The organism is Serratia sp. Je.1.23.a, assembly GCF_051129805.1.
GTDB lineage: Bacteria > Pseudomonadota > Gammaproteobacteria > Enterobacterales > Enterobacteriaceae > Serratia > Serratia liquefaciens.
Genome location: NZ_JBCPSR010000007.1, coordinates 262,646 through 281,798 on the forward strand (window position 1 = coordinate 262,646; position 19,153 = coordinate 281,798).

At 57.4% G+C, this 19,153-nt stretch carries 18 protein-coding genes; 14 read left to right on the top strand and 4 right to left on the bottom strand.

Translation table 11 applies throughout. From position 1 onward, the window contains the following. Positions 1 to 26 precede the first annotated feature (26 nt). On the top strand, positions 27 to 884 hold the full coding sequence (rpoH, locus tag AAZT04_RS21810) for an RNA polymerase sigma factor RpoH (protein WP_020824815.1): 858 nt from the start codon (positions 27 to 29) through the stop codon (positions 882 to 884). A gap of 59 nt (positions 885 to 943) precedes the next feature. Here rpoH and AAZT04_RS21815 read toward each other — a convergent pair whose 3' ends face one another. The 3 genes from AAZT04_RS21815 to panM all read right to left on the bottom strand — a co-directional run bounded on the left by AAZT04_RS21815 (position 944) and on the right by panM (position 4,618). Next, the gene (locus AAZT04_RS21815) at positions 944 to 2,941 is read right to left on the bottom strand and encodes a hypothetical protein (protein WP_234529559.1); all 1,998 of its coding nucleotides are present in this window, start codon (positions 2,939 to 2,941) and stop codon (positions 944 to 946) included. Between the two features lie 70 nt (positions 2,942 to 3,011). Then, complete coding sequence (locus tag AAZT04_RS21820; protein ID WP_174573617.1) at positions 3,012 to 4,229, bottom strand: DUF3142 domain-containing protein; 1,218 nt, start codon at positions 4,227 to 4,229, stop codon at positions 3,012 to 3,014. Then, the gene (panM, locus tag AAZT04_RS21825) at positions 4,226 to 4,618 is read right to left on the bottom strand and encodes an aspartate 1-decarboxylase autocleavage activator PanM (RefSeq protein ID WP_048762262.1); all 393 of its coding nucleotides are present in this window, start codon (positions 4,616 to 4,618) and stop codon (positions 4,226 to 4,228) included. The genes AAZT04_RS21820 and panM overlap by 4 nt, the downstream gene beginning before the upstream one ends. A gap of 406 nt (positions 4,619 to 5,024) precedes the next feature. On the opposite strand from panM, the gene AAZT04_RS21830 reads away from it, so the two are divergent. From AAZT04_RS21830 to AAZT04_RS21885, 12 genes are all read left to right on the top strand, one after another. Further along, entirely contained in the window at positions 5,025 to 6,140 is a 1,116-nt protein-coding gene (locus AAZT04_RS21830; RefSeq protein ID WP_046374714.1) for a branched-chain amino acid ABC transporter substrate-binding protein, read from the top strand. 283 nt (positions 6,141 to 6,423) lie between these two features. After that, positions 6,424 to 7,350 carry a high-affinity branched-chain amino acid ABC transporter permease LivH gene (gene livH, locus AAZT04_RS21835; protein WP_020824820.1) on the top strand — a complete coding sequence of 309 codons (927 nt, stop codon included), beginning with the start codon at positions 6,424 to 6,426 and terminating at the stop codon, positions 7,348 to 7,350. Beyond that, positions 7,347 to 8,630, top strand: a complete 1,284-nt coding sequence (locus AAZT04_RS21840) for a high-affinity branched-chain amino acid ABC transporter permease LivM (RefSeq protein ID WP_434681701.1) — start codon at positions 7,347 to 7,349, stop codon at positions 8,628 to 8,630. Before livH ends, AAZT04_RS21840 begins: the two co-directional genes overlap by 4 nt. After that, complete coding sequence (gene livG / locus AAZT04_RS21845; RefSeq protein WP_020824822.1) at positions 8,627 to 9,394, top strand: high-affinity branched-chain amino acid ABC transporter ATP-binding protein LivG; 768 nt, start codon at positions 8,627 to 8,629, stop codon at positions 9,392 to 9,394. The genes AAZT04_RS21840 and livG overlap by 4 nt, the downstream gene beginning before the upstream one ends. 3 nt (positions 9,395 to 9,397) lie before the next feature. Beyond that, positions 9,398 to 10,099: a high-affinity branched-chain amino acid ABC transporter ATP-binding protein LivF gene (livF, locus tag AAZT04_RS21850; protein ID WP_020824823.1), complete on the top strand. Its 702-nt coding sequence runs from the start codon at positions 9,398 to 9,400 to the stop codon at positions 10,097 to 10,099. Positions 10,100 to 10,204: 105 nt separating this feature from the next. Next, positions 10,205 to 11,392 carry a PLP-dependent aminotransferase family protein gene (locus tag AAZT04_RS21855; RefSeq protein ID WP_048762265.1) on the top strand — a complete coding sequence of 396 codons (1,188 nt, stop codon included), beginning with the start codon at positions 10,205 to 10,207 and terminating at the stop codon, positions 11,390 to 11,392. A gap of 313 nt (positions 11,393 to 11,705) precedes the next feature. Next, positions 11,706 to 13,025 carry a sn-glycerol-3-phosphate ABC transporter substrate-binding protein UgpB gene (ugpB, locus tag AAZT04_RS21860; protein WP_434681706.1) on the top strand — a complete coding sequence of 440 codons (1,320 nt, stop codon included), beginning with the start codon at positions 11,706 to 11,708 and terminating at the stop codon, positions 13,023 to 13,025. A 162-nt stretch (positions 13,026 to 13,187) separates the two neighbouring features. Next, entirely contained in the window at positions 13,188 to 14,075 is an 888-nt protein-coding gene (gene ugpA / locus AAZT04_RS21865) for a sn-glycerol-3-phosphate ABC transporter permease UgpA (protein WP_041415156.1), read from the top strand. Beyond that, a complete protein-coding gene (ugpE, locus tag AAZT04_RS21870) occupies positions 14,072 to 14,917 on the top strand; it encodes a sn-glycerol-3-phosphate ABC transporter permease UgpE (protein WP_020824827.1) in 846 nt (281 codons plus the stop codon). The genes ugpA and ugpE overlap by 4 nt, the downstream gene beginning before the upstream one ends. 16 nt (positions 14,918 to 14,933) lie before the next feature. After that, positions 14,934 to 16,010: a sn-glycerol-3-phosphate import ATP-binding protein UgpC gene (locus AAZT04_RS21875; protein WP_048762267.1), complete on the top strand. Its 1,077-nt coding sequence runs from the start codon at positions 14,934 to 14,936 to the stop codon at positions 16,008 to 16,010. After that, entirely contained in the window at positions 16,007 to 16,753 is a 747-nt protein-coding gene (ugpQ, locus tag AAZT04_RS21880) for a glycerophosphodiester phosphodiesterase (RefSeq protein ID WP_048762269.1), read from the top strand. Before AAZT04_RS21875 ends, ugpQ begins: the two co-directional genes overlap by 4 nt. 105 nt (positions 16,754 to 16,858) lie before the next feature. After that, a complete protein-coding gene (locus AAZT04_RS21885) occupies positions 16,859 to 17,815 on the top strand; it encodes an AEC family transporter (RefSeq protein ID WP_020824829.1) in 957 nt (318 codons plus the stop codon). Here the strand turns inward: AAZT04_RS21885 and AAZT04_RS21890 are convergent. Further along, positions 17,796 to 18,125 carry a hypothetical protein gene (locus tag AAZT04_RS21890; RefSeq protein ID WP_020824830.1) on the bottom strand — a complete coding sequence of 110 codons (330 nt, stop codon included), beginning with the start codon at positions 18,123 to 18,125 and terminating at the stop codon, positions 17,796 to 17,798. The genes AAZT04_RS21885 and AAZT04_RS21890 overlap by 20 nt on opposite strands. Before the next feature lie 150 nt (positions 18,126 to 18,275). Between AAZT04_RS21890 and AAZT04_RS21895 the strand changes: the two genes are divergently transcribed. Further along, on the top strand, positions 18,276 to 19,139 hold the full coding sequence (locus AAZT04_RS21895) for a carboxylate/amino acid/amine transporter (protein ID WP_020824831.1): 864 nt from the start codon (positions 18,276 to 18,278) through the stop codon (positions 19,137 to 19,139). The last annotated feature ends 14 nt before the right edge of the window (positions 19,140 to 19,153 follow it).

Here is a 19,153-nt window from a genome sequence, read left to right on the forward strand (position 1 = left end):
ACCTGTTTTTTCAAGAGAGGGTTTGAATGACCAAAGAAATGCAAACTTTAGCTTTAGTGCCCCAGGGCAGTTTGGAAGCCTATATCCGGGCCGCCAACACCTATCCGATGCTGACGGCAGAGGAAGAGCGGGAGCTGGCTGAACGGCTGCATTATCAGGGCGATCTGGAAGCCGCTAAGCAGCTCATCCTGTCTCACCTGCGCTTTGTCGCTCATATTGCCCGTAATTACTCCGGTTACGGCCTGCCTCAGGCAGACCTGATCCAGGAAGGTAATATTGGCCTGATGAAAGCTGTTCGCCGCTTCAACCCAGAGGTTGGTGTGCGTCTGGTTTCCTTTGCGGTGCATTGGATCAAGGCAGAAATTCACGAGTACGTACTGCGCAACTGGCGTATCGTCAAAGTGGCTACCACCAAAGCACAGCGCAAGCTGTTCTTTAATCTGCGTAAAACCAAGCAGCGTCTGGGCTGGTTCAATCAGGATGAGGTGGAATTGGTTGCTCGCGAGTTGGGTGTGACCAGCAAGGATGTCCGCGAGATGGAATCCCGCATGGCGGCGCAGGACATGACGTTCGATCCTACGCCGGACGACGAAGCCCGTGATGGCCAGTCTATGGCGCCGGTGCTGTACCTGCAGGATAAAAGCTCGGACTTCGCCGAAGGCATCGAGGAAGATAACTGGGAAAGCAACGCCGCAGACAAACTGGCCTATGCGCTGGAAGGTCTGGACGAGCGTAGCCAGCATATCATTCGCGCCCGTTGGTTGGATGACGACAATAAATCCACGTTGCAAGAGCTGGCCGATCAGTACGGTGTTTCCGCTGAGCGTGTGCGCCAGCTAGAAAAGAACGCCATGAAGAAACTGAAAATGGCGATCGAAGCCTAATCCCGCATAAGCGTTAAAAAGCCCGGCTAGCCGGGCTTTTTTGTGCCTGAAATTCGGCGTTATGGCGCGATCGCCGCAAAATCGGGTACCGGACAGTCATAACCAAACTTGTTGGCCCAGGCATAGCGCGTCCCGTTATTGATATAGCGCTGATACAGCGCCCGGCCGGTTTTCGCGTCACGTTTAATCACCCAACCGGCGGCATTACACAACACGGCGGCATAGGCCTGGCTTTTTGGCGGCAGTAAGTCGGCGGCCTGCTGCGCCAGATCAACCGCCTGCCAGCGGTAGTGCAGGAAGCGATTATCCTGCGGCGGTAACGCCGCTTTGGCCCGTGCTGCCTCGGCACTGCTGATCCAGCTCTTATGCTTGAGCTCACGCGTATCAAAGGCATCCCCCAGATAGGAATAACCGGCGTCATAAATTGCATAGTCCGGTGTCATCTCATAACCCGTGAACACCAATCCCTGGCTGCGCAGCAGCGTTGCAGCCTGATAGTAGGCTTTGGCCCGCGCCAGCTTGTCTGCGGATTTATCCTGCGCCGTTTTCAGCGTATCGGCGTACTGTTGGGCAACCTGACGATAGTTCGGGATGTCAAAGTAGGCCATTGCTTCTTGAGGGCGTCCGGCGCGCATCAGCCGCCGCGCCAGCAGCTCGCGCAGTTGCACCTCCGGCGTAAGCGGCTGGCCGTTGTAGTCGTCGGGATTGACCGGTTTCAACGGCGTAGCTGGGGCTGGCACATGCTTATCAACAAAGCCTTTCAGTTCATCGATGGTCAGCACGCGTTCGGCCACGTCGGCGACGTCCGCCCAGTAAATATCTTTGCCGCGATAGAGGAAGTCCATTGCCTGCAGATAGTCGCCGCGATCCAGGGCCAGAATAGCCTGCTCCCCCGCCACCCGGCATTCGGGCACGATGGTTTCTGGCGTAAAGTCCGCATTACGCTGTTCGCCCCAGCTTTCATTGGAGGGGAATGCGGCCGCCGCTTTGGCGTAGTCTGCGGTAGCGGCTTTAACATCCCCGTCGCGCAGCGCCATTTTGGCGCGTAACCACCAGGCCAGGCCACTGTCGCCAGCGTGTTTCAGCAGGCTGGCCGCCATCGGGTATTGTCCTGCTCGGTAGGCCAGCGCCGCCAGCCGGTCGCTGCCGCTGAAACCGCTTTTCACCGAGGCGTCCAGCAGCGTCAGGATTTGGCTGATGATTTGTGCTGAGCGAGTGCCGGTGCCGTCCGTATCGGTCATTTGCAGATTACTGCTGCGGGCAAACAGCTCAATGGTGACCAGTTGTTGGATCAACGGATCGGCGATTGTTTGCTTAAGAATATCGAAGTGATCCGGATTGACCAGGTAACTGGAGACGTACTGCAGCGACAGTGCCCCATTTTGGTCACCCTGTGCCGCCTGTTGAGCATATAACTTCGCTGCCTGGGTGACGTTGCCGAGCCAGAAATGAATGCGGGCCTGCTGCCCAAGGCTGCTTAGTGCCAGTTGATCTGGATCGGCCGTACCGCCTTTCACTTTATCAATCACCTGCTGGAAGGCCGCTAGCGCCTGCTCGAGCTGGGGCTTCGCGGGATGTTCGACTGCGATGCTCGAGCCGTCACCTTCGTTTTCCGGCGTGCCGTAATCGCCCATCAACAACCGACCGAGTGAATACTGCGCCCTTAGCCCCCAGTCACCTTGATCTGCGGCAGGTAGCGCCAGAACCTGTTGGAAGTACTCGCTGGCGCGCGGGTCTTTACCGGCGAAGGCCACTGCACCCAGTTGGTAAAGGCGGGCCGCGTCAGACAGCCCCTGGCTATTGACCGCATCGGCCTCTTCAACGGTTTTTGCCGCACGCATTTTCTCGATGATGATAGTTTCCGGCGACAGCGGCATCGGTTTCGGTGGCATCGCCGGTGGCGGTGCTTTCCACAACGGCAGCTGTTTATCCACTGCGACCAGACGCCCGGCTTCAAAGGCAAAGTTGCCTTCCGGCATATACAGCAGCGTGCCGTTGCGATCGACCAGTAAACGGTTAGGGAAATCCGGCCCGCAGGCGTAGCCATTAAGTGGCATCGCCAGCGCCGAGCCGATCAGGGCAGCCAGTGGAAGAGTTCGGCCGCGCAGAGTCCGTGTAGCGCGTGCATTACGGTGTGACAAGGGTGCCTCCTGGCGTCAGTTGTTGGCAGCGGATCCAGCCCAACGGCCGGGACTGCCCGGCGCGCAGCTGGTCACTGCGGGTAAGCACAAAGCGTAGTCGTTGAGGCTCGCTTTCCAGCCGGTAGTTGCCTGCCGCGTCCGCCGCCAGGCACTCGCTGGCGGTGATGACGATTTCATGCGGCAGCGGTGCATCCACCGGCCCGTTATTTTGAATTATCAGATCATTCAGCCCATTTTGCAGCGCCTGAGGGCTAAATTTTACCTGCCAGCTGACGTCGAGTGGTTGCTTTTCTATTACCGCCCTCAGCGTAGCCAGTGACCAGGCGCGGCGATCTTCCTCCAGTGGCAAACGGAACCAGATCAGGCCCAGCAGGTGCGGTGTGGTCCGTGTGTTCAACTGGCGCAGAAAATCGGCCACCTGCTGCGGCGCGACCGTCAGTTCGCGCGAGGTACCCGCCACGCGTACGGAGGCTTCGCTTTCCACCTGCGCGCCTTGCGTATCGAACCCCACCAAACCCATGCCATAGGCAGGCAGCGCCACCCGGAAAGGTCTTGGCGTGATTTGTGCGTACTGTTTTACCCACCGCAGTGCCAGCGGGGCAGCAAACAGGCCTTGTTCGGGCGACAGTACGGCATGCACCTGCAGCACGGAGCTGTCTGCCTGTTGCAAAACACCGGGAAGCGCAGCTGAGCCGATCCAGGCCGGCAATGCGGTAATGCCCAGTTGCAGTGAGGAGGGCAATTGCTGACGCAACTGCTGCAGGAAATGCTGATAGGCGGGCAGGCGCGCGGTAGCTGCGTCATGATCGATTTCAACGCCGATCACTTGCAGCCCGGCGGCTTGCCAGCGTTGCACCTGTTTTAGCAAACGTTGGCGAATCGCGACTTCATCCAGTTGCGTCAACTGCCCATCCAGACGGGCCACCAGCCACAGCGGGCGGCCATCTTGTTTCAGTAAGGGGAGATTGACCGGGATTTCCCGCCAGCCCTCACGCGGGTGCACTTGTAAACCCAGCACCCGCAGCGTAGGGAACAGATCGCGGCTTTGCGCCAGTGCGGCAACATGCTGCGGCGTCCAAACGCGTTGCCAGACGTAGACCTGATTATCCCAGGTCGGCTGTATCCGCAGCGCCTGCTGGCGGCCGCCGAACCAGGCGATTAACGCCAGCACCAGCACCAACAGTGCGAGGAACCTGCGCTTCATCGTTGCCAGAGTTCGCCTTGCTGAGTGAAACCGCAGGCGCGCATAAAGTTATCCACCTCGCCCCGCTCGCGTGGGGTCAGACCGGCGGTCGAAAGCTGCCAATGCGTTATCTGCGGTAACTGACGCTGCACGTCCTGCACCAGATACAGCCCGACGCCGCGACGGCGCGTGACTTCACGCACCAGCAAATCCTGCAGTTGGGCACGTTCACCGTCCAGCTCGAGTTTCACCGCACCCAGCAGCCGCTCATTGAAGCGTGCGGCGAACAGCGCTTTATTGCCGTTCAACCCGCTTTGCCACTGTTCCGGCTGCTGATGCGGCCAGATTTTGCCAAGGTCGATAAGGTCTTGCTGGGACAGCGTGGTTAATCGCTCAATAGTCAGTTTCATGCAGGATTTCCGAACGGCTAATCGATGCCGACAGTGTAATAGATCTTGCACAGAGCGTTGTGTAAGTTTTTCTGTACGATTACTGCGCAAAATGTTTTTTGCAGGACGCATTTTCCGAGTAAATATGTAGTTAATCGATCGAGAACCAGCATAACGCGCTGTGCCTGATGCAAAACAGCGCAGATTTAATCCGGATTTTATGCTGTTTACACCGCTTGTTTCTGATTGTGTAAGTTGATTTGCAGCAGAAAATTCCTGTTTAATGGCATGAAAAATAAAGTCTTATTAGAAAATATTGCCACAGAAACACCTAAATCATTATTACTTATGAATAAAAGCAGTAAATAAGGGTTGGGTGTCGGCAAACACAACAGGTACGTTCACAACGACAGATGGGGATTTGCGGATGAAATTAACAAAAGGTAAGGCGCTGTTGGCGGGTTGTATCGCGATGGCTATCGGGCATGCGGCAATGGCGAAAGACATCAAGGTGGCGATCGTCGGGGCGATGTCCGGCCCGGTGGCGCAGTATGGCGATATGGAATTCACCGGCGCCCGTCAGGCGATTGCCGATATCAACGCCAAGGGCGGTATCAAGGGCGACAAACTGGTCGGCGTGGAATATGACGACGCCTGCGATCCAAAACAGGCAGTAGCCGTCGCCAACAAGGTAATCAATGACGGTATCCGCTATGTGATTGGCCACCTGTGCTCATCCTCGACGCAGCCGGCTTCCGACATCTATGAAGATGAAGGCGTCATCATGATCACCCCGGCGGCCACTAACGCCGATCTGACCACTCGTGGTTACAAAATGATCATGCGTACCACCGGCCTGGATTCCGATCAGGGGCCAACGGCGGCGAAATACATCCTCAGCGAGATCAAACCCAAGCGCATTGCCGTGGTTCACGACAAGCAGCAGTATGGCGAAGGCCTGGCGCGCTCGGTGCGCGACAGCCTGAAAAAGCAGGGCACCGACGTGGTGATGTTTGAAGGTATCACCGCCGGCGATAAAGATTTCTCCACCCTGGTGGCGCGCCTGAAGAAAGAAAATGTCGATTTCGTTTACTTTGGCGGTTACTACCCGGAAATGGGCCAGATCCTGCGTCAGGCTAAACAGGCCGGTTTGACCACCCGCTTTATGGGGCCGGAAGGCGTGGGCAACTCCTCACTGTCCAATATCGCCGGTGCCGCCTCTGAAGGCATGCTGGTGACCCTGCCTAAACGTTACGATCAGGTCCCTGCCAACAAACCTGTTGTAGATGCGCTTAAAGCCAAAAAGCTGGATCCAACCGGGCCGTTCGTCTGGACCACTTACGCGGCGCTGCAATCTCTGACTGCCGGGATGGAGCGCAGCGGCAGCCAGGAACCGGCCGACATCGTCAAGGACCTGAAAACCGGCAAGCCGGTGGACACCGTGATGGGGCCGTTGAGCTGGGATGACAAAGGGGATCTTAAAGGCTTCGAGTTCGGCGTGTTCGAATGGCATGCTGACGGCACTTCAACGCCGATTAAATAATATACCCGTCGTCTTTCACGTTGCAGCGTTGTTGGCTTCACGGGTACACCCCAGTCACTTAGTTTACTAAGCTCCTGGGGATTTACCCGCTTGCCGCCTAGCTGCAACGCGAAATCCATTGGGTATAAGCGTTTTTAATGATTGTCATTTCAGGTTTGCTTTACCCAAAATAAATTGAAGTTGCATCAAGGCGGCAAGGGAACGATTCGGGTGAATGAGTGCAGCCAACACAAATGCAGCTTCAAGTGTGATGGGTATAGAAAGCACAGCCAAGGGTTAGAGTATGTCTGAGCAGGTTCTCTATTTTCTGCAGCAAATGTTCAACGGCGTCACGTTGGGCAGCACCTATGCATTGATCGCCATCGGTTACACCATGGTCTACGGCATCATCGGCATGATCAACTTCGCCCACGGTGAGGTGTATATGATCGGCAGCTATGTCTCTTTTATTGTTATCGCCGCCCTGATGATGATCGGCATCGACGTCGGTTGGCTGCTGATTGGCGCGGCTTTCCTGGTATCGATCGTGATCGCCAGCGCTTACGGCTGGAGCATCGAGCGGGTGGCCTACAAGCCGGTACGCAACTCCAAACGCCTGATCGCGCTGATTTCCGCCATAGGGATGTCGATATTCCTGCAAAACTACGTCAGCCTGACCCAGGGCTCGCGCGACCTGGCGTTGCCAAGCCTGGTCACCGGGCAATGGGTGCTGGGGGAAAGCAACGGCTTTGCCGCCACCATCAGCACCATGCAACTGATTATCTGGGTAGTCACTTTCCTGGCGATGCTGGCGTTGACGATGTTTATTCGTTATTCACGTATGGGCCGCGCCTGCCGCGCCTGTGCGGAGGATTTGAAGATGGCCAGCCTGCTGGGCATCAATACCGACCGGGTTATCTCGCTGACCTTTGTGATCGGTGCGGTGATGGCGGCGGTCGCTGGCGTACTGCTCGGGCAATTCTACGGAGTGATTAACCCCTATATCGGCTTTATGGCCGGCATGAAGGCCTTCACCGCGGCGGTGTTGGGCGGCATCGGCAGCATCCCCGGCGCGATGATTGGCGGCCTGGTATTGGGGGTGGCAGAGGCGCTGACTTCGGCTTACCTGAGTACCGAATATAAAGACGTGGTGTCGTTCGCGCTGCTGATTGTGGTGCTGCTGATCATGCCTACCGGCATCCTTGGGCGCCCGGAGGTTGAGAAAGTATGAAACTCAATTTGCTCAACGCGCTGATCGCCACCCTGGTGCTGTTTGTGATGGCTTCATTCCTGATGGGCATGCAGCTGAGCCTGGACGGTACCAAACTGGTGGTGCACGGCGCGGCGGAAGTGCGCTGGATGTGGATCGGCATCGGCTGCGTCATTGTGTTTTTCTTCCAACTGCTGCGCCCGCTGATGCAGCACGGGCTGAAAAAAATCTCCGGCCCGGCCTGGGTATTACCGAGCTTCGATGGCACGACCGCCCGGCAGAAGCTGTTGGCCGCAGCGATCATTATCGCCGCGGTTGCCTGGCCATTTCTGGTCTCACGCGGCTCGGTGGATATCGCCACGCTGACGTTGATCTATGTGATGTTGGGCCTCGGCCTGAACGTGGTGGTGGGGCTGTCCGGTTTGCTGGTATTGGGCTACGGCGGTTTCTATGCGATTGGCGCTTACACTTACGCACTGCTGAACCATTATTACGGCCTGGGTTTCTGGGAGAGCCTGCCGCTGGCGGGTATGGTCACCGCCCTCTTTGGTTTTCTGCTCGGGTTCCCGGTGCTGCGCCTGCGCGGCGATTATCTGGCGATTGTCACGCTGGGGTTCGGTGAGATCGTGCGCATCCTGTTGTTGAACAATACCGAGATCACCGGCGGGCCGAACGGGATCAGCCAGATCCCGAAACCGACCTTTTTCGGCCTGGAGTTCAACCGCAGCGCGCGTGACGGCGGCTGGGATACCTTCCATAACTTCTTTGGCCTGCAATATGATCCGAGCGATCGCATTGTCTTTTTGTACCTGGTGGCGTTGTTGCTGGTGGTGCTGACGCTGTTTGTGATCAACCGCCTGCTGCGCATGCCGCTGGGCCGTGCCTGGGAAGCCTTGCGCGAAGATGAAATCGCCTGCCGTTCGCTGGGGCTTAATCCGACCAGAATCAAACTGACCGCTTTTACCATCAGCGCCGCCTTCGCCGGTTTTGCCGGCACGCTGTTCGCTGCGCGCCAGGGCTTCGTCAGCCCGGAATCCTTCACCTTTGTCGAGTCGGCCTTCGTGTTGGCGATCGTGGTCTTGGGCGGCATGGGATCGCAGTTCGCGGTGATCCTGGCGGCGATCCTGCTGGTGGTGTCGCGCGAATTGATGCGTGACCTGAACGAATACAGCATGCTGTTGCTGGGTGCCTTAATGGTATTGATGATGATTTGGCGGCCGCAGGGACTGCTGCCGATGAAGCGGCCACAGCTAAAACTGAAGGCGGCGGATATGCAAGCAGGCAAGGGGGAGCAAGTATGAGCATGCAACCTTTGCTGAAGGTCGAAGGGCTGTCGATGCGTTTCGGCGGCCTGCTGGCGGTTAATAACGTGGCGCTGACGCTCAACGAGGGCGAGATTGTCTCGCTGATCGGCCCGAACGGTGCTGGAAAAACCACGGTGTTTAACTGCCTGACCGGCTTTTACCGTCCGACCAGCGGCACCATCAAACTGCGTGAGCGCCATCTGGAAGGGTTACCCGGCCAGGCCATCGCCCGGATGGGCGTGGTGCGGACTTTCCAGCACGTACGGCTGTTTCGCGAGATGACGGTGATCGAAAACCTGTTGGTCGCACAGCATCAGCATCTGAAAAGCGGCGTGTTCGCCGGGCTGCTGAAAACGCCGGCCTTCCGCCGTGCCGAAGCCGATGCGCTGGAGCGTGCCTCGGTTTGGTTACAACGGGTTGGTCTGTTGGAGATGGCGAACCGTTCGGCGGGTAATCTGGCTTACGGCCAGCAACGGCGGCTGGAGATTGCGCGCTGCATGGTCACCCGGCCGGAATTACTGATGCTGGACGAGCCGGCGGCGGGCCTGAACCCAAAGGAAACCGACGAGCTGGATCACCTGATCGTCGAATTGCGCAATCAGCATAAGGTGTCGGTGCTGCTGATCGAGCACGACATGAAACTGGTGATGGGCATCTCCGATCGTATCTACGTGGTGAACCAGGGCACGCCGTTGGCGCAGGGCACCCCGGCAGAAATCCGTAACAACCCGGACGTGATCCGGGCCTATCTGGGCGAATAATTTATGTTGTCATTTAATCAGGTATCCGCCCATTACGGCAAAATCCAGGCGCTGCATCAGGTTAGTCTGAACATAAAGCAGGGCGAGATTGTCACTCTGATCGGCGCTAACGGCGCCGGTAAAACCACGCTGCTCGGCACGTTGTGCGGTGAACCCCGCGCCAGCGAAGGCAGCATCACCTTTCTCGATCAGGACATTACCCAGTGGCAGACGTCGCGCATCATGCGCGAAGCGGTGGCTATCGTGCCGGAAGGCCGGCGGGTATTCTCGCGCATGACGGTGGAGGAGAACCTGGCGATGGGCGGTTTCTTTGCCGACCGTCACCAATATCAACAGCGCATCGAAAGGGTGTTTGGTCTGTTTCCGCGCCTGCTGGAACGCCGTACACAGCGCTCGGGCACCATGTCCGGCGGTGAGCAACAGATGTTGGCGATAGGCCGTGCACTGATGAGCCAGCCGAAGCTGCTGTTGCTCGACGAGCCCTCTCTGGGGCTGGCGCCGATCATCATTCAGCAGATTTTTGACATCATTCAACAGCTGCGTGAAGAGGGCATGACCATCTTCCTGGTCGAACAAAACGCCAATCAGGCGCTGAAACTGGCAGATCGCGGTTATGTACTGGAAAACGGGCGCGTGGTGTTGGAAGATACGGGGGCCGAATTGTTAGCAAACGAAGCAGTTAGGTCGGCGTATCTGGGCGGTTGAAATACCCGTCGAAGCGGTAGGGGGCGAATATCTTCGCCCCGAGCGACTCGGGCGCAGCGTATCGGACCCCTACAACATTTTTAACGATTACGAGAAGAATAAGAAATGAACACAGAAGGGTTACTCGCGCAGCGCATCGTAAAAGTAAAAAGCTCGGCAATCCGTGAATTGCTCAAGCACAGTAAGATGGAAAACGTCATTTCGCTGGCGGGCGGCATCCCCTCTGATGCCCTGTTTGATTTCGAAGGGCTGAGCATCGCCACTCATCAGGCGATCACCGAACAGCCGAAAAGCGCTTTTCAGTACGGTCTGACCGAAGGCAGCCCGGTGCTGCGCGAACGCATCTGCGAGCTGTGTGCCGAACGCGGCGTCACCGCCACCGCCGATGAAGTGATGGTCACGGCTGGCTCCCAGCAGGCGCTGGATCTGGTGATGCGCGCCATTGTGAACCCGGGCGACGTGTTCGTGGTGGAACGTCCGACCTACCTGGCGGCGTTGCAGACGCTGGAACTGGCGGAAGCCAACATCATGTCGGTATCGTCCGACAGCGATGGCATGGTGGTCGAAGAACTGGCCGAGCTGTTGAAAACGCAGCGCATCAAGGGCGTGTATGTGGTGCCGAACTTCGGCAACCCAAGCGGCATTACCCTGAGCGCCCCGCGTCGCGAACTGTTGGTCAAGCTGGCGGCCGAGCACAATTTCCTGATCATCGAGGATGACCCGTACGGCGAACTGCGTTTTACCGACGAGCGTAACGCGACGCTGCACCAGGTTTCGCAGCAGGTGCTGGGCCATACCGATAACATTATCTATACCTCGACCTTCTCCAAGATCCTGGCTCCGGGGTTGCGTCTGGGCTGGGCTATCCTGCCGCCGTTTTTGCTGCATAAAGTGGCAATCATCAAGCAGGCGGCGGATCTGCATGCCAGCGCATTGTCGCAGAGCATCGTAGAGTGTTACCTGGGGCTGGATCGCCTGCCGGCGCAGATCGAAAAGATCCGCGCGGCTTACAAACAAAAGGGTGAGATCCTGGCCGGGCTGGTGGAAAAAGAGCTGGGTGACCATATCAGCTTCGATATGCCGAAAGGCGGCATGTTCCTGTGGGCGCGTTTCCGTCAGCCGTTCAACGCCACCGAATGGCTGAAAACCACCCTGCAGCAGGGCGTGGTGTTTGTGCCGGGAGAATACTTCTTCTCAGACAATCCGGACCGTTCTACCTTCCGCCTGTCGTTCGCCACCGCCACAGAACAGCAAATGCAGGAAGCGGTTGCCCGCCTGCGCCGTTCACTGTGATCCTCACGGCGGCGGGGATCTTTCCCCGTCGCCGACATCAAACCGCAATCTGCACTTCACTCTTCCGTCATATGGCTGTCATCTAACGGTTATTTTTCTGTCATCCGAGCATGGCATGTTAGCTTCCGAACAAAAAACTGATTCTTTTCGCTCACGCGCTTATTGCCCCAATAGATTTCACGTAGCAGCAAGGCGGTGACCGCCAGAATCCTCAGGAGTTTACATAGGTAAATGACTGAGGTGATGGCGGGAAACCAACACGGCTGCGGCGTGAAAGATGCAGGGGATACACCAGCTTTTTCAGGAGTTAGGCATGCTCACCTACGCTATTCGCAAAACCACGCTGTGCGTTGCGTTGACCCTGGCGGTCAGCACTCAGGCACTGGCGGCGACCGAGATCCCGTTCTGGCATTCGATGGAGGGTGAACTGGGTAAAGAAGTGGATTCCCTGGCGGACCGCTTTAACCAGTTGCACACCGACGTCAAAATTGTTCCGGTTTACAAAGGCAACTACGAACAGAGCCTGGCGGCGGGCATCGCGGCCTACCGCTCCGGTAAAGCGCCGGCGATCCTGCAGGTGTATGAAGTGGGTACGGCCACCATGATGGCCAGCAAGGCGATCAAGCCGGTGTACGAAGTGTTTAAAGACGCGGGCATCAGCTTTGACGAATCGGTATTCGTGCCTACGGTGTCCGGTTACTACACCGACAACAAAAGCGGACACCTGCTGTCGCAGCCGTTCAACAGCTCCACCCCGGTGCTGTATTACAACAAAGATGCCTTCAAGAAAGCCGGTTTGAACCCAGACCAGCCGCCAAAAACCTGGCAGGAGCTGGCGGCGGACACCGCCAAACTGCGTGAAGCCGGCATGAAATGCGGTTATGCCAGCGGTTGGCAGGGCTGGATCCAACTGGAGAACTTCAGTGCCTGGCACGGCGTGCCATTCGCCACGGAGAACAATGGTTTTGGGGGCACGAGCGCTAAGCTGGAGTTCAACAAGCCGTTGCAGGTCAAGCATATCCAACTGCTGGAAGAGATGAACAAAAAAGGTGACTTCACCTATTTCGGCCGTAAAGACGAATCCACCGAGAAGTTCTACAGCGGTGACTGTGCGATTACCACCGCTTCATCCGGCTCGCTGGCGGACATCAAGCATTACGCCAAATTCAACTATGGCGTGGGCATGATGCCGTATGATGCCGATGCCAAAAATGCACCGCAGAACGCCATTATCGGTGGCGCCAGCCTGTGGGTGATGAACGGTAAAGATGCCGCCACCTATAAAGGCGTAGCCGAGTTCCTGCAGTATCTGGCACAGCCGGAAATCGCCGCCGAGTGGCACCAGAAGACCGGTTATCTGCCGATCACCACCGCAGCGTACGACCTGACCAAACAACAGGGGTTCTATGACAAGAACCCAGGGGCGGACGTGGCGACGCGTCAAATGCTGAACAAGCCGCCATTGCCGTTCACCAAGGGGCTGCGTTTGGGCAATATGCCGCAGATTCGCACCGTCGTGGATGAAGAGCTGGAGGGCGTGTGGACCGGTAAGAAAACGCCACAGCAGGCATTGGATGCCGCCGTACAGCGCGGTGATGTGTTGCTGCGTCGCTTCGAGTCTCAGGCTAAGTAATAGCAGCTACTGCGCTTTGCCATTCTGGGATTGGGCAGTGCTCGCTCTCCTCATGGACTTTATGTCCACTCCGGGAGCTGTGCGCTGTCCGCACCCAGACTGGCTTTGCTCGCGACGCCCTGCTTCGAGTCACCCGTTTTTTGTCTTCATGAGTCCCTAATGATGAGTTCACATCGTCCCGGTTTCGGCTGCAGTTGGCTGCCCTATGTTTTAGTGCTGCCACAGTTGCTGATTACCGCAATATTCTTTCTGTGGCCCGCCGGTGAGGCGCTGTGGTATTCGGTGCAAAGCCTTGACCCGTTTGGCCTGTCCAGCCAGTTTGTCGGGCTGGACAACTTTACCCAACTGTTCCACGACCCTTACTATCTGGACTCGTTTTACACCACGCTGATTTTCAGTTTCCTGGTGGCAGGTATCGGGCTGGTCGTGTCGCTGTTCTTCGCCGCGTTAGTGGATTACGTGCTGCGCGGCAGCCGAATCTACCAGACGCTGATGATCCTGCCTTACGCCGTGGCGCCCGCAGTGGCGGCGGTGCTGTGGATTTTCTTGTTCAACCCCGGCCTGGGGTTGATTACCCATTTCCTCAATGGACTGGGCTACAGCTGGAACCACGCGCAAAACAGCGGGCAGGCGATGTTCCTGGTGGTGTTGGCCTCGGTATGGCAGCAAATCAGCTATAACTTCCTGTTTTTCCTGGCCGCGTTGCAGTCAATTCCCCGCTCTCTGGTTGAGGCGGCGGCCATTGACGGTGCCGGCCCGGTACGGCGTTTCTTCAATCTGGTGCTGCCGTTAATCACGCCGGTGAGCTTCTTCCTGCTGGTGGTGAATCTGGTGTACGCCTTCTTCGATACCTTCCCGGTGATCGATGCCGCGACCGGCGGTGGACCGGTACAGTCCACCACCACGCTGATCTACAAGATTTACCGTGAAGGTTTTGCCGGTCTGGATCTGTCCAGCTCTGCGGCACAGTCGGTGATCCTGATGTTGCTGGTGATTGGCCTGACGGTGATCCAGTTCCGTTTTGTCGAACGTAAGGTGCGTTACCAATGATTGAGAACCGACGCGGGCTGGACATTTTCAGCCACGTAATGCTGATTATCGGCGTGCTGGTGGTGCTGTTCCCGCTGTACGTGGCCTTTGTGGCGGCTACGCTGGACGACAAACAGGTGTTTCAGGTGCCGATGACCCTGATCCCCGGCGGTCACCTGTGGGAAAACATCAGCAATATTTGGCAGGGTGGCGTGGGCAACCTTAAGGTGCCGTTTTCGCTGCTGCTGCTGAACAGCGTGGTGATGGCGCTGGCCATCACCTTCGGTAAGATTGTGGTATCGGTGTTGTCCGCCTATGCCATCGTTTATTTCCGTTTCCCGCTGCGCAGCCTGTTCTTCTGGCTGATATTCCTCACCCTGATGTTGCCGGTTGAGGTGCGTATTTTCCCGACGGTGGAGGTTATCTCCAACCTCAACCTGCTGGACAGCTACACCGGCCTGACGTTGCCGCTGATGGCGTCGGCGACCGCCACCTTCCTGCTGCGCCAGTTCTTTATGACGTTACCGGACGAACTGCTGGAAGCGGCGCGGATTGACGGCGCCGGCCCGATGCGTTTTTTCTGGGATATCGTGTTGCCGCTGTCGAAGACCAATCTGGCGGCGCTGTTTGTCATCACCTTTATCTACGGCTGGAACCAGTACCTGTGGCCGATTCTGATCACCAGCGATGCCTCGATGGGCACCGCAGTGGCGGGCATCAAGAGCATGATCTCCACCTCCGGCGCGCCGACCCAGTGGAATCAGGTGATGGCGGCGATGATTCTGACTTTAATTCCACCGCTGACGGTGGTTCTTCTGATGCAGCGCTGGTTTGTACGCGGCCTGGTTGATAGCGAAAAGTAACGAGAGAAATTTTCACATGGCAGGTTTAAAACTACAGGCAGTCACCAAGTCTTACGACGGTAAAACGCCGGTGATCAAGCAAATTGACCTCGACGTGGCGGACGGCGAATTTATCGTGATGGTCGGCCCGTCCGGCTGCGGTAAATCGACGCTGTTGCGCATGGTGGCCGGGCTGGAACGCACCACCAGCGGCGATATTTATATCGACAGTCAACGCGTAACGGATATGGAGCCGAAAGATCGCGGTATCGCGATGGTGTTCCAGAACTATGCGCTGTATCCGCACATGAGCGTATACGACAACATGGCCTATGGCCTGAAAATTCGCGGCTTCGGCAAACAGCATATTCAACAGCGGGTGGAGGAAGCCGCGCGCATTTTAGAGCTGGAGCCGTTGTTGCAACGCAAGCCGCGCGAGCTTTCCGGCGGCCAACGCCAACGGGTGGCGATGGGGCGCGCTATCGTGCGCGAGCCGGCGGTATTCCTGTTTGATGAACCGCTGTCGAATCTGGATGCCAAGCTGCGCGTCCAAATGCGTCTGGAACTGCAACAACTGCATCGCCGGCTGAAAACCACCAGCCTGTACGTGACCCACGATCAGGTAGAGGCGATGACGTTGGCACAGCGGGTGATTGTCATGAACAAAGGCGTGGCAGAACAAATTGGCACCCCCAGTGAGGTCTATCAGCGCCCGGCGTCGCTGTTCGTCGCCAGCTTTATCGGTTCGCCGGCGATGAACCTGTTGCCCGGCACGTTGAGCGCCGACGGCAGCCAACTGCAACTGGCAGAGGGGATGACGCTGAATTTACCGCAACCCAAGGCGCAGTGGGGCGGCCGCCGGTTGACGCTTGGCATCCGCCCGGAACATCTTCAACTGACCACCGCCGAGCAAGGGGGCGTGCCCTTGGCGCTGCAAACGCTGGAGTTATTGGGCGCAGATAACCTGGCGCATGGGCAGTGGGGCGGTCACGGCGTGATTGCGCGTTTGTCGCATGAAACTATGCCGACGGCGGGCAGCACGCTATATTTGCAGTTGCCTGCACAGGCGCTGCACTTTTTTGATACCGATAGCGGATTACGGATGGAATCATGACCACAGCCTGGCCTTACCCTCACATTGTCGCCCACCGCGGCGGCGGTTCTCTGGCACCGGAAAATACCCTGGCGGCGATCGACGTCGGCGCACGCCACGGTCATAAAATGATTGAGTTCGACGCCAAGCTGGCGCAGGACGGGCAAATATTTCTGTTGCACGACGATACCCTGGATCGCACCAGCAACGGCTGGGGCGTGGCGGGTGAGCTGCCGTGGGACAAGCTGGTACAGCTGGATGCCGGCAACTGGTATAACTCCGCTTACAAGGGCGAACGTTTACCGTTGTTGGCCGAAGTGGCGGAGCGCTGTCAGCAGCACGGCATGATGGCGAACATTGAAATCAAGCCTACCACCGGCAGCGATGATGAAACCGGTCGTGTCGTGGCGCTAGCCGCACGTTTGCTGTGGCAGGGGCAGACCGATCCGCTGCTCTCTTCTTTCTCGATTGAGGCGCTTGAGGCGGCGCAGCGTACGGTACCGGAACTCCCGCGCGGCCTGTTGCTGGATCAGTGGGACGACAACTGGCAGGCGTTGACCGAACGATTGGGCTGCGTTTCGTTGCACATCAACCATAAAGAACTGACGGCCGAACGGGTGTCGGCACTGAAGGCGGCAGGGCTGCGCATCCTGGTTTATACCGTTAACCAGCCGGCGCGTGCGCGCTTGTTGTTGAACTGGGGCGTTGACTGCATTTGCACTGACCGGATAGATTTGATCGGCCCGGACTTTCCCAACGCGTGATCCCGTTGCCACGGACGCAGTTTGCTGCGTCCGTGAGAAAGTCGTCGGCGCCTGTTGAATTTTGCGACGTCAGTCCTTTGCCGCCGCGCTAACGGAAGGGATGTGATGTCTGTTTTTATGGGTTCGTTATGGCATCAAATAGCGCTGTCTTTGCCGCTATTTGTGCTGATCGTGTTGGGATATGGGCTTATCCGCTGGGGTAAATGGCCAGCGACCATCACCGACGGTTTAACGCGTTTTGTCTTCTCTTTGGCTCTCCCCGCCATGTTGTTCCGCATGATGTGCGACTTTTCGCAGCGTCCAGCGGTAGATGCCCGCCTGTTGATCGCCTTTTTCGGCAGTTGCCTGATTGTGTTCGTGATCGGTCGCATCACCGCGCGTCGGGTGTTTAAACTGGATGGAGTGGCGGGATCGGTTTTCGCGTTGGGTGGAATTTTCTCCAATAACGTGATGCTGGGCCTGCCCATCGCCAGCGTCATGCTTGGCGAGGCGGCAATCCCATCGGTGGCATTGGTATTGGTGTTTAACGGCCTGATCCTCTGGACGCTGGTGACTATCTCCATCGAATGGGCGCGCAATGGTTCGCCGACGCTGCAGGGCTTTATCAAAACGGCGCGTAGCGTGCTGACCAACCCGCTGATTATCGGCATTCTTTCCGGCACGCTGTTCAGCCTGACCGGCTTGCCGCTGCCGACGTTTGTCGACCAGCCGGTCAGCATGCTTGGTCAGGTTGCCGCACCGCTGTCGCTGGTAGTGCTGGGTATGGGGCTGGCGGAGTATCGCATCAGCGAAGGCTGGCGCCTCAGCAGCGGCATCTGTTTCCTCAAGCTGATTGTTCAACCGCTGATCATCTGGCTACTGGCCTGGATGATGGACCTGCCGCCGATGGAAACCCGGGTGGTGGTGTTGCTGGGTTCGATGGCGGTCGGGGTCAATGTTTACCTGATGTCACGCCAGTTCAACGTATTGACCGGGCCTGCCGCCACCAGCCTGGTGATGTCCACCGTGCTGGCAGCAGTGACTACGCCATTGATCCTGACCATCATGGGCGTGCGGGGCTAGCCGGCAGCGGTGCCTGGGGGACTGCAGGTGCTGTGCGGTTAAATGGGCTGCGCGGCTGGTTGCCGTTGGGTAACAACTTCCCACCGTTTGGCGCCGTTTGCTGCAGTTGTTGCTGGTTATTATCGAACTGCCGCTGCTGTTGCAGGCGGCGCTGATCCAGCTGCTGATTATTCAACATACGCTGTTGCTGCGCCTGTTGAGTGCGTTGGTTGAGAAACTGCTGTTGCGAGCTGAGCTCGGTGACGCCGTTGGCCGCGGTGGCCAATCCGGACAGCAGCAACAGGCCATAGAGCAGATGATAACTTTTCATGATGTTCTCCTCGTCTTTTATTAAGCCTAACCCAGCGGTGCAAATTTGCTGAAAGTTTGTATTTTGCTCAGATGTAAACCTTCTTTTCGCTACACCCCTTTCTGCCTTCCGTTACAATCGCCCTTTCTGAATCTTTAGGGTGAACCCATCGTGCTGCTTCTGGTGATTACTACCATCCTGTGGGCATTTTCTTTCAGCCTGATTGGCGAATACCTGGCGGGCCAGGTCGACAGCTGGTTCTCGGTGCTGATGCGCATCGGCCTGGCGGCGGCGGTGTTCCTGCCTTTCCTGCGCTGGCGCAACATCAAGCCAAAAGTGATCCTGTTGTACATGCTGGTGGGGGCTTGCCAGCTTGGCATCATGTATCTGTTCAGCTTCCGCGCGTACATGTACCTGACGGTGCCGGAATTCCTGCTGTTTACCGTGCTGACGCCGCTGTACGTTACGCTGATTTATGACTTGATCAGTGGACAGCGCCTGCGCTGGGGTTATGTGTTCAGTGCGCTATTGGCGGTGCTGGGCGCTGCGATTATTCGATATCATCAATTGAGCGAGCATTTTTGGTGGGGGCTGTTGCTGGTGCAGGCGGCGAACATCAGCTTTGCCATCGGCATGGTCGGTTACAAACGGTTGATGGAAGTGCACCCGCTGCCGCAACACACCGCATTTTCCTGGTTCTATCTGGGGGCCTTGGTCGTGGCGGTGGTCGCCTGGTGCCTGTGGGGCAATCCGCAGCAGCTGCCAACCACTAACCTGCAGTGGGGCATTCTGGTCTGGCTGGGCGTAGTGGCTTCCGGGCTGGGTTATTTCATGTGGAACTACGGCGCAACGCAGGTGGATGCCGGTACTTTGGGCATCATGAATAACATGCATGTGCCGGCAGGACTGTTGGTTAATCTGGCCATCTGGCAGCAACAGCCGCATTGGCCAAGTTTCATTATCGGCGGGGCGGTGATTGTCGCTTCGCTGTGGGTGCATCGCCGTTGGGTGGCGCCTAAAATAGTCAGCAAATAAACGGGCAGCCCAAG

What these genes read in the sequence shown, in the direction of transcription:
- rpoH (WP_020824815.1), top strand. Translation starts at nt 27, where the DNA reads ATGACCAAAGAAATGCAAACTTTAGCTTTAGTGCCCCAGGGCAGTTTG.
- AAZT04_RS21815 (WP_234529559.1), bottom strand. Translation starts at nt 2,941, where the DNA reads ATGCCACTTAATGGCTACGCCTGCGGGCCGGATTTCCCTAACCGTTTA.
- AAZT04_RS21820 (WP_174573617.1), bottom strand. Translation starts at nt 4,229, where the DNA reads ATGAAGCGCAGGTTCCTCGCACTGTTGGTGCTGGTGCTGGCGTTAATC.
- panM (WP_048762262.1), bottom strand. Translation starts at nt 4,618, where the DNA reads ATGAAACTGACTATTGAGCGATTAACCACGCTGTCCCAGCAAGACCTT.
- AAZT04_RS21830 (WP_046374714.1), top strand. Translation starts at nt 5,025, where the DNA reads ATGAAATTAACAAAAGGTAAGGCGCTGTTGGCGGGTTGTATCGCGATG.
- livH (WP_020824820.1), top strand. Translation starts at nt 6,424, where the DNA reads ATGTCTGAGCAGGTTCTCTATTTTCTGCAGCAAATGTTCAACGGCGTC.
- AAZT04_RS21840 (WP_434681701.1), top strand. Translation starts at nt 7,347, where the DNA reads ATGAAACTCAATTTGCTCAACGCGCTGATCGCCACCCTGGTGCTGTTT.
- livG (WP_020824822.1), top strand. Translation starts at nt 8,627, where the DNA reads ATGAGCATGCAACCTTTGCTGAAGGTCGAAGGGCTGTCGATGCGTTTC.
- livF (WP_020824823.1), top strand. Translation starts at nt 9,398, where the DNA reads ATGTTGTCATTTAATCAGGTATCCGCCCATTACGGCAAAATCCAGGCG.
- AAZT04_RS21855 (WP_048762265.1), top strand. Translation starts at nt 10,205, where the DNA reads ATGAACACAGAAGGGTTACTCGCGCAGCGCATCGTAAAAGTAAAAAGC.
- ugpB (WP_434681706.1), top strand. Translation starts at nt 11,706, where the DNA reads ATGCTCACCTACGCTATTCGCAAAACCACGCTGTGCGTTGCGTTGACC.
- ugpA (WP_041415156.1), top strand. Translation starts at nt 13,188, where the DNA reads ATGAGTTCACATCGTCCCGGTTTCGGCTGCAGTTGGCTGCCCTATGTT.
- ugpE (WP_020824827.1), top strand. Translation starts at nt 14,072, where the DNA reads ATGATTGAGAACCGACGCGGGCTGGACATTTTCAGCCACGTAATGCTG.
- AAZT04_RS21875 (WP_048762267.1), top strand. Translation starts at nt 14,934, where the DNA reads ATGGCAGGTTTAAAACTACAGGCAGTCACCAAGTCTTACGACGGTAAA.
- ugpQ (WP_048762269.1), top strand. Translation starts at nt 16,007, where the DNA reads ATGACCACAGCCTGGCCTTACCCTCACATTGTCGCCCACCGCGGCGGC.
- AAZT04_RS21885 (WP_020824829.1), top strand. Translation starts at nt 16,859, where the DNA reads ATGTCTGTTTTTATGGGTTCGTTATGGCATCAAATAGCGCTGTCTTTG.
- AAZT04_RS21890 (WP_020824830.1), bottom strand. Translation starts at nt 18,125, where the DNA reads ATGAAAAGTTATCATCTGCTCTATGGCCTGTTGCTGCTGTCCGGATTG.